Here is a 16,173-nt window from a genome sequence, read left to right as displayed (position 1 = left end):
ACATCAATTTTGTTGTGTTCACAACCGGGTACAGGGTGTTTCCATTAATTCTACTTCTAAGAATAGAAGCAACCTATCTCAGCATCACGGTTGGATTAGGAATGTTGGAGCCAGAGTTTCCATTAATTCTACTTCTAAGAATAGAAGCAACTGGTTGATTATTGCCTGAATAAATCAGGATTAATATTGTTTCCATTAATTCTACTTCTAAGAATAGAAGCAACTCCTTGCCGCGATTTTACTAACCAGAACAGGGAAAGGTGGGGTTTCCATTAATTCTACTTCTAAGAATAGAAGCAACAAAAAGCAAGCATTAAGAACTAAGTGTCAATCTCTTGATATGTTTCCATTAATTCTACTTCTAAGAATAGAAGCAACAGGAAGTGTTAGAAGAACTAAAAGGTATTACATATGTAGCTGGTTTCCATTAATTCTACTTCTAAGAATAGAAGCAACTTAATGAAATCATTAGTTGTTACAGTAGACAATTTGTTTCCATTAATTCTACTTCTAAGAATAGAAGCAACGCTCAACAGAAGTATGAACAATCAGACAAAGGTTGGACACGAGTTTCCATTAATTCTACTTCTAAGAATAGAAGCAACTTTGTTGTAAATAACAACAAAAACCTGAATCATGTCTAACTTCATGTTTCCATTAATTCTACTTCTAAGAATAGAAGCAACGGAAGCGATTAGATAGATTAGTAATAGGGCAAAAACTGTTTCCATTAATTCTACTTCTAAGAATAGAAGCAACGAAGGGCATATCAAATTTGATTACAGTTGGGGTTTCCATTAATTCTACTTCTAAGAATAGAAGCAACCTCAGAGCAGATAAAACTCTCACAAGAACTAGAGGGTGGTTTCCATTAATTCTACTTCTAAGAATAGAAGCAACGGTGTACATAGGAGGTAGATATGCATGCCTGAGTGGTTGTTTCCATTAATTCTACTTCTAAGAATAGAAGCAACTATGGAAGTATTGAATATATTAAAGGACGTACAACCCGCGTAGTTTCCATTAATTCTACTTCTAAGAATAGAAGCAACCGATCGCACTCAAGAAGCGTTACACACCCTTACACAGTTTCCATTAATTCTACTTCTAAGAATAGAAGCAACATGGTAGTTTTTGAATTAGTCGGAATGACGTGGAAATCATGTTTCCATTAATTCTACTTCTAAGAATAGAAGCAACACCTCAAGGTAGTAATATCAATGTGAAAGTTCATTAGTTATCTGTTTCCATTAATTCTACTTCTAAGAATAGAAGCAACGCTGTTAATAAGTAAGGTCAGAACTATTTAGATAAGGTTAATCCAGTTTCCATTAATTCTACTTCTAAGAATAGAAGCAACCCGAGTAGGGGGCTGTTATTGAATCCACGGAGAACTTGAATTGTTTCCATTAATTCTACTTCTAAGAATAGAAGCAACTTTACGAGTAATGCCAAAGATGGTTTGTGCTTCTCCTATGTTTCCATTAATTCTACTTCTAAGAATAGAAGCAACCTATGTGCTCTAACTATGAGATATGACATGAGAGACACTTGTTTCCATTAATTCTACTTCTAAGAATAGAAGCAACCTGCGTAATTACTGGGTGCAACTCTTGGAGGGAGAGGGCAGTTTCCATTAATTCTACTTCTAAGAATAGAAGCAACAAGGAAGATGACATTCCTAATGTAGGTCATGTATGGGTAGGTTTCCATTAATTCTACTTCTAAGAATAGAAGCAACACTCCAAGTAATCAGCAGAAAGGTGCTATCCCCTACATGATTAGTTTCCATTAATTCTACTTCTAAGAATAGAAGCAACCCATCTAAATTCCTTTTATTGCCTATCAGGAATTGAAACAAGTTTCCATTAATTCTACTTCTAAGAATAGAAGCAACACCTCAACTTGTGGGAGTTCAGTAGAGAGCTATTAGCTCTGTTTCCATTAATTCTACTTCTAAGAATAGAAGCAACTATGTCAAAAACACTTGTCGAAACTACTCCCAAAATTGGTGTTTCCATTAATTCTACTTCTAAGAATAGAAGCAACTTTTGTGCTGGTGTCTAACATTTAAGATTCAGGGAGTTGTAGGTTTCCATTAATTCTACTTCTAAGAATAGAAGCAACTTTTCTGAAGTTATTTGGAATAAGACAATGACTACTATTAGTTTCCATTAATTCTACTTCTAAGAATAGAAGCAACCATCTCCCATGCTCCTACTCATGAAATTGTTAATTGAGTTTCCATTAATTCTACTTCTAAGAATAGAAGCAACTTAAAAGGTAAGACTAAGCAATGCTCTTAAATCTTGTTTCCATTAATTCTACTTCTAAGAATAGAAGCAACCTAAAGTAAGCTTACCAAAGGTCGTAAGCTTGGAAGGGGTGTTTCCATTAATTCTACTTCTAAGAATAGAAGCAACCCTTATGAAATATGATGCTTTTGAGTTCTCTCATGAACGTTTCGTTTCCATTAATTCTACTTCTAAGAATAGAAGCAACTTCAATAGCAATTGATTCACTTACTAAAAGATCGAGTTTCCATTAATTCTACTTCTAAGAATAGAAGCAACTTGAGGTCTATTACCACTAAGAATTTCTTCAATCCACTTGTTTCCATTAATTCTACTTCTAAGAATAGAAGCAACTCTGTTCAACTCATATCAGGTATACCCATGAAAGCTGTTTCCATTAATTCTACTTCTAAGAATAGAAGCAACATGAACGGGAAAATCTATTCCATAGACGTTTTCTCATTGATGTTTCCATTAATTCTACTTCTAAGAATAGAAGCAACGCCCTAATGATACTCCACTCACACATGAACAAGTCTTAAGTTTCCATTAATTCTACTTCTAAGAATAGAAGCAACGTCCGTAGTTGACACTCTCAGGTCTAAAGACGCTGAGATTCTGCGGACAGGTTTCCATTAATTCTACTTCTAAGAATAGAAGCAACTTCATACTCGCCACCTGATAAGTATGAATAACCAATGGTTTCCATTAATTCTACTTCTAAGAATAGAAGCAACTAACGGTACACAGCACGAAATCACTATTTATAGCATTGACGTTTCCATTAATTCTACTTCTAAGAATAGAAGCAACTTCATCTTCCTTTTCCATAAGGAAATAACCTTCTCCTTTGTTTCCATTAATTCTACTTCTAAGAATAGAAGCAACAGGAGAAGGACTGGGTAATGGACTCCGATCTGTTTTGTTTCCATTAATTCTACTTCTAAGAATAGAAGCAACTCAAAAATATTTCGTCTTCATCAACTTAAACGACTGGCTTCGTTTCCATTAATTCTACTTCTAAGAATAGAAGCAACAAGGAAATGCTAACCCTGGAAACAGTTCACGAATCTCTAGTTTCCATTAATTCTACTTCTAAGAATAGAAGCAACTCCATTAATTCTACTTCTAAGAATAGAAGCAACTCCAAGGGTGAAGGCATACGCGAACAATCACGATAGCAAGTGTTTCCATTAATTCTACTTCTAAGAATAGAAGCAACTATCCCGCAACTAAAAGAAGGGGAGGGAAATGTATGTAAGTTTCCATTAATTCTACTTCTAAGAATAGAAGCAACAGGTCAATTCACCTTGGGTAATGAACTCCCAGTATTGTTTCCATTAATTCTACTTCTAAGAATAGAAGCAACAAACTAAGAGAGATACAAGGAAGACCTTATATCCCTATAAAGTTTCCATTAATTCTACTTCTAAGAATAGAAGCAACGAAAGGGCAGCTAGAGCATTACAGCAGTATTGACGAACACCGTTTCCATTAATTCTACTTCTAAGAATAGAAGCAACAGACATCCTGAATTATCCCCTAACGCCATTAAGTTTATGTATTCTAGTTTCCATTAATTCTACTTCTAAGAATAGAAGCAACCTAAATAGTTTAGTTAAAGAAATAAAAGCAATCTCTCGTTTCCATTAATTCTACTTCTAAGAATAGAAGCAACCCTTCCTATCTTAAACCCAGACACCATCGGCTGTCCAGATAGGGTTTGCGAGGCTCAGAAAAACCGTTGGCTGAAGCGATAATTAACCTTTCCCTAAAATCGACAAAAGCCTTACCCAGAGGAATATCGAGGCTCCCAACGAAACTATAAGTATTCCAGCCATTTTCTTTGAGCTTCGCAAGCCCATGAAATCGTTGATAATCCTTGCTAACCTCCCTCATCTTAATCATCCAAACCCCTGCTTCCGTTTCCTTGTCAAAAGCCTAAAACCGTTGTATAGAGGAATATCGAGGCTCATTAAGCCGCCCTAAACCTCCTTAAACAATCATTGAACTGGGATATTCAGTAATCTCTGGCCCTTTGCCCCAAGTTTCCACACTTCCCCAGGTATGGCGAGAAAGCGGATAAAACCGCAGGTTATCTTCAGTTAGATTCACTTGTTTTTCCAAGCGTTTCTGTAACTCAATATATTTTGATTGAGGCAAAACACATTCAAACACCGAATATTGAACTCGCTTTCCATATCCTTCTAATAATTCTGCCACTTTTCGGCGACGTTTATCACAAGGAATATCATAAGCGATAATGTAAAATAACATCAGCGAATTTCATAAGGTTTATATCCTTCAATGGGATTGTAAACAAACTGCTTAAACGCCTTAACTTGTTGATTCAAAGTATCCCATCGGGGTTGTTCTTCTCCATCGGCAGTGGTTAACTTTTCTTCCATCCGTTGCAGAAACGCTTTTAAGTATTTAACTCGACCGGAATCATTCAGAAAACAACCGCCATCATGGTAGGTAAAATCTGTATCTGCATCAATCATATTGCGATTAATTAAATACATGACCAATGAATCCACAATCGGTGCTCTAAACTCCTCAATTAAATCGGAAGCTAAAGCTGCATGACGTTCACTTCCCTGGTGTAAACAACCAAAGTAAGGGTCAAGTCCCTGAAGTTCAATTAAACTTAAAAGATGATTCCACAGAACTTGATAACCAAAACTCAATAAAGCATTCACCGGATTGCCAGGGGGACGACGCGATCGCACCGTAAACACAAACTTAGGATTAGTTAAACATTCTCCCAAAGCTGAAAAATATTGAGAAGCCGCCGCACCTTCTAGCCCCATTAATCGTTCCCAACTTTCCGCTTCAATCACCTTTTCCATCAGATGATTTAAACTTTGAATCGCCAAATTAATCGTTTCAGAAGATCGACGACGTGCTTGACGTTGGAGGATAGTTCGGCTATTTTTGAGTTTAGCTTTCACTATGCGACGAGCTACAATTAAACGGTCAACTCTGGTCAGTTGTTGTTGATACCGAGACAGATGCCGATACCCCCGTTCAACAGGTAAAATTCGACCATAACAATATCCCATCCGAGATAGATAAGCTATTGGAACATTGCGAGTTAAACAGGCTCGAATTGCTTGGGTGGTGACTTGTGATTTACCAAAAATTAACACTTGTTCAAGGAGGGGAATTTGGGCTTCTGCTAAGACTTCTTTTCCCTTTTTGATTAACAAACTTTCGGCTTTTAAAGTTAGATAACATCCCTGTTGAGACACATAAAGTGTTAACATAACTTAGCGATCAATCTCATGGGAAGAACGTGCATCAAGTTTGCTGGAATAGGGAGCATCAGTGTGTAAAGGCATCTCCCCCCCAGAACGAGAAGCTTGCAGAAAACGGATGACTCCATCGGCTATAGTAGCAGTAAAGAAACTGGCAACGGTAACTAAAAAGGTATTACTGATTACGGCCATTAATCCCAAAGGTGCAATTAATAAAATAATTAAAGTAATCGCTCCGTTGACAATGGCAATAGCAAAATTCCGAACTACAATGGCACGGTTAGAAATATACATGGTACAATCCTTAATGGTTTTTAATGTTCTAATGAATTTAACAAAGCCTTCATTGGGAATTACGCAAAGTTAGAGAAAATTCTTTATAAAATCAAAATACACAAACTTAAAGATTTTGCATCAGTGAAATTACGGATTTATTTAGACTTTGGCTTAGGCATCCAAATAGGCGTAAAAATCAATTTGGTTCACACCAAGTCGGTTCAATCCAACGCCAATCCCGTAGATTTTCTTCCCGTTTCCCAATCGGAACCCGCCGCCAATGTCCTCGTCGCCACCATCCAGCACTTTGTCGTTGTCTCTGTTGTAGACTTTCATGCGATGGCGAGCGCTCTTTTTGAATTTGATAACGATATCCGATCCAAATCGGTGCTAGTTTCTGTTTTCCTTTGGGAGATTGACCAAATCCTTTAGATTCTGGCATTTCTGCAACAACATCATCAGGTCTAGTTTGCAAAAATAATAATGTTTGTAAAATTAGATTATCAACTTTCTGAATAAATTGAGTTTCAGTTTCCACATCTGTATTTTGTTCTGTCACTTTAAATATATCATTGACTGTCAAATATCCAGAAATTGGTTTATTATCTTCCCCTGGTTCTAATCCAATCACATTGCTATAAAGGATTCCAGAGGATAACATTGTTACCCATCTGAGTTTATCAACTTTTTCTTTACTATCTAATTGAATCTTAGAAGAAATCTCAATAGTATCCTCAAAATCTTCTGCTAAAAAATGAGAGAACTGTACCCACTCTACAACTTCACCATCGGGACTGATTAATTCCTGCTGATTCGGTAACATTAATAATCCATGTCGAATGACTCGCTTCATACCATAAATTAATTCTGGTAAATCTGTTCTTAGAAATGCTGTTAATAAATCTTTTTTTAACCAATAAATCGGAACTTCTATAGATGCCATTAATGAAGCAGTTAGACAACCTTGTTCTAAAGTATGATCTTTTTCTAATTGCTCAGAGGGTACTAAGTTAGTAAATCCATAAAGTAAACAAGCTAATCGAGAAGTGACCGCTTTTTCATAATTAGGATATCCTTTAATTTTAGGAAAATCTTTAGTTAATTGTTCATAATAAAGTGTTTCTTTTTTTATATGCTTTAGTAAATCTCGTTGCTGTTTTTTATAATCGGAGGACGACATTTTATTAAATAAAGAAATAGCTAAATAATTCTAATTATAACCTAAACCTGAGTTTTATTTCGAGAGGCTTTTTTGAGCCAATCTTAAACTTTCACCATTAGGGCAGCTATAAACTTCATCAGTGAGAGTAGCGAATCCTTTAGTAATTAATTGTTCTCCAATCATATCCTCTGGTAATTTACCCAGATTGGCATAAACTTCAGTAATCCATTGATTGCCATCTTTTGCCAAGAAAATAACACCAACTTCTCCTTCAGATTCTTTGATAAGCTTATTGAGATCATTAATTGCAACTTTAGAATTCTGCTCAGAAACCGCTACACCACAAACTCGGATTTCTCTAGTATTGAACCAACCTTTCTTAATTGTAAACTGAGTAGGACTATCAACGGATTTCACTTGCCATATTTCCGTTAATAGAAGTTTCTGGGGCTGTGCCATGATCACTTTATCTTTCGTTTGTCTGGACTGCCAAAGAAAGAGGGCTGCAAAACTTAAGATTCCCAAGGCAACCAAAGCTGGCAAAATCTTAGATAGTTGAGATTTCATGGAGAGAACTGATGGCGATATTATTGGGTGTAATGACTTCCCTGTTATTGATTGTAGGCGGAACTGTAACAGTCGCTCAACAACCCACTCAACAACCCACCCAAAACTGTGACCCTGCCTATCCCACAGACTTAGCTGGAAATAAAATCTGCATTCCCTCACCGCCCCCAGATTTAGACTGCAAAGATATCACTTATCGTCAATTCGTAGTTCTTGACCCTGACCCCCATAACTTTGATTCTGATAAAGATGGCATTGGTTGTGAAGGTGAACAACGTTAAATTAAAAGTCTATTATAATTTACCTGCTACCACTTTTAAATTTTGTGTTTTTGATTTAATATTAAGATGGAAGATAGCTTTAGAAAAAAGTTAACAGAGCAAGCTAAATTAATTGCTAAATTTCAGGAATTGGAACAAAAGGAAAGAGAATGGTTATTCCCTTTATTGTCTAAAGGAGTTAGAAATACTCTGGAACTACTGGACTTAATTAGCGATAGACCATTAACCTTTGAAGAAATTGCAACTGAGCTTGATATTCATCCGACAACCGTTACTCAAAAATTAAATGCTTTAGTTGCAGGTGGCTATCCATTAGCATTAACTGATAAAACAGCTTTTGCGGAAACAGGTAGACCTAGAAAACTTGCTAGAAAATCCGTTGATATTAAAGCCAAGTTGATGGAATTAATCAAAGAACTGGAGGATTAAGCATCTATGAAACTGCCACTTCTTTAGAAATTGATAGTCTAGTTAAACCCAATAACTCCAAGCAATAAACGCCACACCTACAATCAACAACATCAAAACCTGCGGCACTCCCATCAAACCGAGATTGAATCCTAAACTCAGAATGGCGATCGCGCCCGCTACAATTTCTTTTTCTTTCATGGCTTTACCCAAAATCAAAAGGGCAAGCACTTCAGCACTCACCCCTTGTGTTAATGACCCTCATCTTCTCCTCCTAAGCAGCAAACAAATATTTCAGTTCTGGAATTTCACCCGCCCGTTTCCATCCGGTTCCCTCAGACCAAATTGGAGTAGCAGACGTTACACCTTTGGTAATTAACTGATTTTCAGCCACAGGCTCAACTTTCTCTCCACTCAAACTAATGTGCCAGGTTCGGCTAACCATCTCGGCAGGTGGCGGCGGTGGTACTGGCGATGGCGACGTGATTAACTCCTGGGGTGGTGGGGGTGGCGCAGATGATGCAGTATTTGATGCAGTATTTAATGCAGTATTTGATGCAGATACAGATTTCTGTGCTTCGGGACTATCCTGAATCATTTTCTCGAAGCTGTCATAGAACTTGAATCGAGGTTTAGTTCGGGGTTTTGCCATAATCACTTCCCCGGTGCGTGGATTCCGAGCTTGTCGTTCACCCAGTTCTTTCGGATAAAATACGCCAAAGTCGCTGATTTTGACTTCGTTCCCAGAGCGTAATTCCAACTGAATAAACTTAATGAAACCGTCAATTACTCCTTTAACGGTCTGTTCAGAAAATCCAGTTGTTTGTTCAATGTAAGTTGTATCCATTGTTCATTCAAAAGTCTTAATTCAATTTCGATTGTAATAGATTTCTCTCAAATAATCAACTATTTAAACTCTAAAAAGTCTCGAATTTGTTCTTCACTCAGAGACAGGTCAAATAAATAAACTCGTGTGGTTTTATCTTCAGCCGTGCGTTTTCTTGGATATTTATCATTTTCATAAGCAACACCATAGATTTTCATTCGTTTTGTCCATCCTGGTAAAATATAAGCATGAGATTTATCGCCAATCATTCCTAAGTGATGGAATCCGATCTGAGTTTGAGCGCCATCCCATTTCATCTCTAAAGCCAAATATTTTTTCCCTTGAGATTCAGTCATATAGGCTCTCACATCAACTTCTTGACCTCTCCAGGGTGCGCGACGGGGAGTTGCCCATTTGCCATATTGAATCGCATAAACGGTTAAAACTTTTGCTTCTTCTAATTTGGTGTTATTTAATTCAGCAATAATTTCATCAGCAAACACCAGAAACACTAACCCAGCAGTTCCAGTATGAGCAGTATGAGAAACTCTCCAATAAGCCGCCGCCCAAGATTCTCCCGAATAGAAACTACCATCTCGTTTCGGAAGTTTAAGCAGTTCATCTCGTCTGAGTCGAGCATTCTCAGCAACGGCTTTAATTAATCTATCATCACCATCATTTTGTTCTCTATGAGCAATGGCTTTACCCATCTCTTCTCGGTAACTATCCCGATGTTCAGTAGCTAACTGCATTTGATAAGGGTCAACTTCTACCTGAGAAAACAGAACATTTTGATAAGCTTGGGGACTGCTATCTTCTTTTAAATCGGGAGAACGCCAATAACTATTTACTAACTGAATAATCCGAGTTACGGTATCAGTTAAATTGGGATTGACTTGACAGGGACGGGTTAAATAACAATCATCGGATTTTAAATCTCCTAACCATTTAACATCACCATCTACTGCATCTAAGAACTTTTTAACAACATCTAATCCTTCTGTATTATTAGGATGAGCCGATTTTAAACTATCAACAGCAATTTGTAATTCTTGGGAAAGGAAATCAATAATCCGCATCTCCCCTTCACCGGGAATATTAAGAACTTTATCCTCGGCTCTGACTGCTCTGGCTCTACCTAATAAGGATGCAACAACTCCTGTTAGATCATTCATTGAATTAATGGCAATCTGCTGAAAACTACCTGTTAATGGAACTTTGGGAAATTTCTTAACAGATGGAGAAGAATTAAAGTTAGCGATCGCATTCCTAACATTCGGATAAGCATTACTCTTAATTAATTGTACAAAATCACCATCAGTATCTCGTCCTAATTCTAACAATAATTCACGAGTGGCGGCTAAAACTCCAGGGTCATTTACAAACATTCCTTCATGTTTATTTTGCCATAACTGCACATCGCCCCAATGTCTCATGGGATTACAAAACACAATATATTCACCTTGATTAAATGATTTAGAACAGAAAGCTTTAGGACTATATTGCATTTTACCATCGGGTAACTTCACCTGATATCGTTCAAAATATTGATCAGGCATACACATCACAGAATAGAATCTTACACCTGCTGCTTTAGCTAAATTCTTCCACATTTCTCGACATCTTTCTTTAACTTTCTTCACAATATAAGGATGTAACAAAAGTAAACCATTTCTATCAGCTTGAATCACACGAGCAGCAATATTAGCATACTCAGCTTCCGCATCAGGATTATCATCTAGGTCTGCTAATTCTTCTTCAGCTTCCTGCAAGTCTACTCGCATAATCTCAGCCAGGTTTTGAATTGAATTAAATGCACCCGCTAAATTCTGACACTTCTCCTCTAGTCTCGTGATAATGCCATCTTCTTCTAAGGTTTCAAAATCAAACCATTGCCATAACATCCATCCCGGTTTTGCCCTTCGTTCTTCAGCTTCATGAACAACACCAACTAAAATCTTACCTTCATAATTGCCTAATGCTGGTTTATTTCCTTTCAAAGAACTCAAAGGAATCACTAAATCAAATTCAGTATTATCTAATGCGGGATTCCAGGCAACAGTTCCTTTAGCAACCCATTCATTTCTTAAAGCCGCTCTAAATTGTAATCCAATCGGTTGTTCTTCATCAATAGGGTTTAACGGATCTAAATTTCTTGAATAGGCTTCTAATAATGCCATTAAACTGCTACTCGCTTTAGCATGACAATCTCCGGTATCCCAATGGGTGTTATTTGTAGGATCATCTTGAGGAGAACCATCATTCGGATTGCGACGTTCATCATCTACAATAATGTATTTCATCTGACGATAAAACATTCGATTACAGCCCGTGTGTAGAATTGAACCATAAATAATTCGTTTCCAATCTTCTCCAAAATAATCTTTACCGATAGTTTTCTGAGCAGTAAATGTAAACCGTCCATGTGTCCGACTATTTGATGCTAAATCTAAGAAAAACGCATCTTGAAAATCTTTCGGTTTAAAGGGATTTAATAAGGCAGCATTCGTATCGGTTTTACTAATTTCTCCAATACAAAATTCTTTATACGGATGTAAAGCGCCTAACATGGTATTCCGCAACACAACAGACGGCCCCATTGACCATCGTTTTTCCTTACATTTCCAAATACTGAAGGTAGAAATCGTTTTAATTTGTCCTTCCGTTCCGGCTTCATTTAGTCTAATATTTTCAAAGACAGTTGGCATCAATTAATCCTCACTAAATTCATCTAAGAAAGGTTTAAAGCTTTCCCATAAACTGGTTTTAGTTGCTTCATCATTAATCGTTTGAGGTAAAGTTAAATTATTAAAATTGAGACAAAGTGTAATTTCCTGACTGTTGTTTAATATAAATCCATAAAAGTTTTGATAAGTTTTTAGAGATTCATTAATCATTCGATTAGCAAAATCTATAATGTAACTTCTAATTTGAGCTTCATTCATCTGGGCAACTCTAGCAAATCCCAAATCAGGATTACCGTTATTTGTAGTTCCAATCAGATAAATAAATTCACCTAATTTAGTCTTCTTACTCCATTTTATAGCAATTAAAATTAATCCTGCAACTAACGCAATATAAGGAGCATAAGCCATCAAAAATGCCCAAGCTCCACCAAATAAAGTTCCTGTTGCTGAACCCACTTTTGGAACTAATTGAGGTAAGGATTTAAGAACTCCTGCGGCTAAATATCGAGAGGCATTTGCTCCAACTGAACCAATAGCTTTACAGACAACTGATGTTACGGTATGAGCTAATGCTGTTAATGCTTGTCCTGATATAGAAAAGATTGATAAAAACCATCCTGCTAGTTGATGAATTACTCCGACAACATCGGTTAAATTTGGTATTCTTACAGGTTTTATTGGACTAATTACCAATGAATTATAATTAATTTGTATTGCATTTAAACTTTGTTGATTATTAGAAGATTGATTAGTTAATTTTTTAACAAAAGCTTTTAATCGATATAATTGATTCTTTATTGTCTCTGTAGCCGATTCTCCTAAAGCTTCCAGAGATTGAATTGTAGATTGAATATAATCTAATCCAAATTTATTTTCAAATTCATTAATTTTAGAATTAACATTAGATTGTATTGAACCAATTTTAGATTGAAGGTTATTCAGTTCAGAATTCAGGAGAGGAATATTTAAAGATTCATTCCAAGCTTCAACTCCCATAGAATAATAATATTGATCATCGGATGATGGAATTGAATTTAGTAAACTATTTCCATAAGATATTAAATCTTGATTCTTCCGAAGTTTCGTATTAAAAGCTTTATTAATTCCATAGCAAGTTTCTAATGTTAGTAAAGCACTAGAAATCGAAATATCAGGTAAGGTTAAAAGTTGTTCTGCAATATTCTTAATAGGATCTAATATAGGTTCAGTTAATCCTGTCAGAATTTGAGTCGGGGGAAAATTATTTACACCTCCATTAACGAGATTAATCAAATCTTCAGCAATTTCGAGAACATCTTTACCTAACCAACGATTTGTACCATTGATATTGACAATTTTAGATTTTAAGTAATCATAAATCAAGCTCATAATTTAAACTCCATTTACTAAAAAAGGGAATCTTTTACGATCACCTGGAAGGATTGTGCTCGCAATGAGTGATTAACCAGGGAATCCTTTAGCAATTAAAGCCCAGAAAGTAGGTTCAGAGACAGGGTTTCGTCCCCTCCCATTTTCTTTAATACAAAGGTAGGAACTTCCCTGATAAAGCACCGCATCTCGTTGAATGTAGAGGGTTGTAGAGCTCCATTCACCTTTGTAAGTGATGATGTAGTCTCGACCGTCATTTCCTCTCGTTCCCTTGCAAAATAATTGCCAATAGGGAGAGGCATTTGGGTAGATAGTGGAATCTTCATAGCCAGAATAATCCGTTAGTCCAATCGGGTAGTTGATAACGGGTTTCGCTACGCAGATGTAAACTGATAAATCTACAGCATCAAAATAATTAACTAAATCCCCAACTTCGTAATGACCGTAAGCCCAATTTCCTTTCCAAACTAAACCCGCTCCAGTATCACCTTTTTCTCCTTTTAATTCAACCGATTCTCCCCAAGTTCCATCTGCTTGTTGAAATTGTAGTGCGGTTCCTTGCCACTGATGACGGGGAATAAACCAATCATCATCAATAATCACAACTTTACTATTTTTAATACTTCCATATTCAGCCCCTTGAATTGAACTCAAACTTAGAGGAACTGATTCTTTATCTTCTACTAAAAAATCATCTTTTACAGCAAATTCAATATATTTAATTCCCGATTCTCCATCTGCCCAGGTCAAAATCTCTCCTGTTCCGGGTACTAAATAATCTTCATTTCGGGTTCCTCTACCTAAAGCAGAACTGGAGGTATTACTCACTCGAATTGAGACTTGTCCAACTGTTCCTTCTACTCGTTCAACAGCAGGCTTTAATCCTTGCCATTCTCCTTTTTCATTAACTTTATATTCACTAGCAGTAAAACTTAATTTTCCGGCGGTCATCGTTTTGCCTCTCTAATTTAATCGAATCTAGTTTATCATAAAATCAGATTTTGGTATCAATAAAATGATGTTCTCCTGTCAGCTTGCGACAACTTATAACCCAACTAAAAACTATGAAGGTAAGGGCTGGTGGTCAAGTCCTAAATTGGATGGAATTCGCTGTTTATTCCTTCCCGGTCAAGGATTATTGAGTCGAACATTGAAGACAAAGTTTGTTGGATTAGAACATATAGAAAATATCTGCAATCAAATTAATGGCGGATTCAATATCATTGATGGTGAGCTTTATATTCCTGGTGAAAGATTTGATATAATCTCAGGAATCGTTAGAGATCGGAAAAATTATGATCTGGCTTTAAAACAAAAAGTTCAATTTCATGTCTTTGCTTTATGGAGCGCTACAACGGCTTGGCAAGATACAGATGAAATGGTTAATGCAATTCCTGCTATTTTACCTGCTCATCAATCTATTATTGTGCCAGTGCCTTATGTTTTTATTGAGAATAATCCGATTGCTATTCAAGCTCAGAATCAATTTAATAGAGATAATAGCTTTTCCTTAGAAGGAACCATGCTTAGGCATCAGGATATTGCTTATTTCCAAGGCAGAAGTCATCATTTATTAAAGGTGAAGAATTTTGAGAAATCTGTGTTTACTGTTGTAGGATTTTCTAAAGGAACAGGTAAATATTCAGGAAGTTTAGGTAAAATATTAATTGAAGGAGATGTTAACTCTGTTAAAGTTACTGCTAAAGTTGGCACTGGATTTACTGATGCTGAAAGGTTGGAAATTTGGAATAATCAAACTCGGTTCTTAAATCGTCAGGTAGAAGTGATTTATTTGGGTGTGACTTCTAAATATTCTCTAAGGCATCCAGTGTTTTCAAGGTTTGTTTAAAGATGCTACCGCTTTAAGCTGTTGGTTTTATTTCCAATGGAATTTTACAATGATTAGAATCCCACCTAAATTCGGTTCTAAACTTCCTCCTCCTGAACCTGATCAATCCCAAGGTAGCATTTTTGATAAGCTTAATGCAAAGCTCAAATGGGAACGAGAAAATATTCAACCCCATTTAAAAGATTTATTTCCTTTATACCGTCACACTTGCATTATCTTCATGCCGACTGACAACACTTTCTACTACACAGGCGCAGGTTATGGAAATTATGAGAATGGCAGGGATGATGATTATAACAAAATTGGAGAAATCTTAGCCCAGATTTAGACTTTCAAATAAATTAAGCGGTAATTAGGTGTAACGGAAAATTCCTAGCTACCGCTTTTAAGTTTTAGTTGTTTTTTGGAGTAATCATTATGTTACGAATTAATTCTAACATCACTTTTGCGGGAATTCAAGGTAAAGTTTTATCGATTTCACCTCATGGAAGTTACTTGACAGTTCAACTCAGTAAACGCATTGTAATCGTGGGCGCGATTAATAATAAATTCCAGTGGGAAGAGAACCCTGAACAACAATCTGGTTTTGTTTCCTTCATCACTTATATTGGTTGTTCTAAACCTGAATTATCGGCTATTTCAGATCAAATTCAATTCTATGGCGGTCAGATTGACGATTTCCGAGATTCTAAACGTAACAAACATTTTCCTCTTGAGTTTAAAGTCAGAAAACTCTCGCCTGAATCACTTGTCCAGTTGCTTAACGAACTTCAGTAACAAATAACAAAATCAATAGCGTTATTCTCTTGAGTAGCGTTATTGATTATAGCTACCGCTAAAGATTGTTGATTAATTATCAGGTAAAGAAGATGCCCAATTGTTTTCAACTAATTTCACGTTCAACTAATCAACCTGAACCGTTTGTAGAAATAAATCGAAAGATTTGTCAACATTTAGGAGAAGTTCAAAATGATGAATGGTGCAGAGATTGGTATCCTTACATTGGTTTCTTATTGGCTTCAGGACAAAAAATTGCTTCTGATGAATTAAAGGAAAAAGTAGCTAAAATTGATCAGTCGCTGGTTCCAATTGTTGAGTTTCTTGCAGACAATTATAATTCAGTTTCTTGGTATGAACGATAGATAGCAAATAACAAAATCAATAGCGTTATTCCCTTGAGTAGCGTTATTGATGA

At 36.3% G+C, this 16,173-nt stretch carries 16 protein-coding genes and 1 CRISPR repeat array; of the genes, 6 read left to right on the top strand and 10 right to left on the bottom strand.

Features of this window, described 5'->3' with window-relative positions:
• Window positions 1-37 precede the first annotated feature (37 nt).
• A CRISPR array of direct repeats spans window positions 38-3,972; the repeat unit is 36 nt; unit sequence GTTTCCATTAATTCTACTTCTAAGAATAGAAGCAAC.
• Window positions 3,973-4,289: 317 nt separating this feature from the next.
• From cas2 to PL9214_RS01085, 5 genes are all read right to left on the bottom strand, one after another.
• Window positions 4,290-4,571, bottom strand: coding sequence for a CRISPR-associated endonuclease Cas2, Ssr7093 family (cas2, locus tag PL9214_RS01105; protein WP_072717011.1), 282 nt, complete (start codon window positions 4,569-4,571; stop codon window positions 4,290-4,292).
• Window positions 4,571-5,563, bottom strand: coding sequence for a CRISPR-associated endonuclease Cas1, Slr7092 subtype (locus tag PL9214_RS01100; RefSeq protein WP_072717010.1), 993 nt, complete (start codon window positions 5,561-5,563; stop codon window positions 4,571-4,573). The genes cas2 and PL9214_RS01100 overlap by 1 nt, the downstream gene beginning before the upstream one ends.
• A gap of 3 nt (window positions 5,564-5,566) precedes the next feature.
• Window positions 5,567-5,848 carry a CRISPR-associated protein Csx18 gene (gene csx18, locus PL9214_RS01095; RefSeq protein WP_072717009.1) on the bottom strand — a complete coding sequence of 94 codons (282 nt, stop codon included), beginning with the start codon at window positions 5,846-5,848 and terminating at the stop codon, window positions 5,567-5,569.
• A 178-nt stretch (window positions 5,849-6,026) separates the two neighbouring features.
• Window positions 6,027-7,010: an AcrVA2 family anti-CRISPR protein gene (locus tag PL9214_RS01090; protein ID WP_072717008.1), complete on the bottom strand. Its 984-nt coding sequence runs from the start codon at window positions 7,008-7,010 to the stop codon at window positions 6,027-6,029.
• Window positions 7,011-7,064: 54 nt separating this feature from the next.
• Window positions 7,065-7,559 (bottom strand): hypothetical protein, encoded by a 495-nt coding sequence (locus PL9214_RS01085; RefSeq protein ID WP_072717007.1) that lies wholly within the window; start codon window positions 7,557-7,559, stop codon window positions 7,065-7,067.
• Window positions 7,560-7,570: 11 nt separating this feature from the next.
• Here PL9214_RS01085 and PL9214_RS01080 point away from each other — a divergent pair, with 11 nt between their 5' ends.
• On the top strand, window positions 7,571-7,840 hold the full coding sequence (locus PL9214_RS01080; RefSeq protein WP_139294926.1) for a hypothetical protein: 270 nt from the start codon (window positions 7,571-7,573) through the stop codon (window positions 7,838-7,840).
• 66 nt (window positions 7,841-7,906) lie between these two features.
• On the top strand, window positions 7,907-8,269 hold the full coding sequence (locus PL9214_RS01075) for a helix-turn-helix domain-containing protein (protein ID WP_072717006.1): 363 nt from the start codon (window positions 7,907-7,909) through the stop codon (window positions 8,267-8,269).
• Window positions 8,270-8,311: 42 nt separating this feature from the next.
• Here PL9214_RS01075 and PL9214_RS31060 read toward each other — a convergent pair whose 3' ends face one another.
• The 5 genes from PL9214_RS31060 to PL9214_RS01050 all read right to left on the bottom strand — a co-directional run bounded on the left by PL9214_RS31060 (window position 8,312) and on the right by PL9214_RS01050 (window position 14,080).
• Entirely contained in the window at window positions 8,312-8,479 is a 168-nt protein-coding gene (locus PL9214_RS31060; RefSeq protein ID WP_186440276.1) for a hypothetical protein, read from the bottom strand.
• 43 nt (window positions 8,480-8,522) lie between these two features.
• Window positions 8,523-9,095, bottom strand: a complete 573-nt coding sequence (locus tag PL9214_RS01065; RefSeq protein ID WP_072717004.1) for an HU family DNA-binding protein — start codon at window positions 9,093-9,095, stop codon at window positions 8,523-8,525.
• 59 nt (window positions 9,096-9,154) lie between these two features.
• Window positions 9,155-11,782: a hypothetical protein gene (locus PL9214_RS32130; protein WP_072717003.1), complete on the bottom strand. Its 2,628-nt coding sequence runs from the start codon at window positions 11,780-11,782 to the stop codon at window positions 9,155-9,157.
• Between the two features lie 3 nt (window positions 11,783-11,785).
• Complete coding sequence (locus PL9214_RS01055; protein WP_072717002.1) at window positions 11,786-13,129, bottom strand: hypothetical protein; 1,344 nt, start codon at window positions 13,127-13,129, stop codon at window positions 11,786-11,788.
• 72 nt (window positions 13,130-13,201) lie between these two features.
• Window positions 13,202-14,080: a hypothetical protein gene (locus PL9214_RS01050; protein WP_072717001.1), complete on the bottom strand. Its 879-nt coding sequence runs from the start codon at window positions 14,078-14,080 to the stop codon at window positions 13,202-13,204.
• Window positions 14,081-14,279: 199 nt separating this feature from the next.
• Here PL9214_RS01050 and PL9214_RS01045 point away from each other — a divergent pair, with 199 nt between their 5' ends.
• From PL9214_RS01045 to PL9214_RS01030, 4 genes are all read left to right on the top strand, one after another.
• Complete coding sequence (locus PL9214_RS01045) at window positions 14,280-14,978, top strand: hypothetical protein (protein ID WP_186440275.1); 699 nt, start codon at window positions 14,280-14,282, stop codon at window positions 14,976-14,978.
• A 49-nt stretch (window positions 14,979-15,027) separates the two neighbouring features.
• Window positions 15,028-15,306, top strand: a complete 279-nt coding sequence (locus tag PL9214_RS01040) for a hypothetical protein (protein WP_072717017.1) — start codon at window positions 15,028-15,030, stop codon at window positions 15,304-15,306.
• A gap of 89 nt (window positions 15,307-15,395) precedes the next feature.
• The gene (locus tag PL9214_RS01035; protein ID WP_072716999.1) at window positions 15,396-15,755 is read left to right on the top strand and encodes a hypothetical protein; all 360 of its coding nucleotides are present in this window, start codon (window positions 15,396-15,398) and stop codon (window positions 15,753-15,755) included.
• 92 nt (window positions 15,756-15,847) lie between these two features.
• Window positions 15,848-16,120: a hypothetical protein gene (locus PL9214_RS01030; RefSeq protein ID WP_072716998.1), complete on the top strand. Its 273-nt coding sequence runs from the start codon at window positions 15,848-15,850 to the stop codon at window positions 16,118-16,120.
• Window positions 16,121-16,173 lie beyond the last annotated feature (53 nt).

The organism is Planktothrix tepida PCC 9214 (genome assembly GCF_900009145.1).
Lineage (GTDB): Bacteria > Cyanobacteriota > Cyanobacteriia > Cyanobacteriales > Microcoleaceae > Planktothrix > Planktothrix tepida.
Note: the sequence above shows the minus strand (reverse complement) of the source record. Positions and strands in the feature narration are given on the sequence as shown.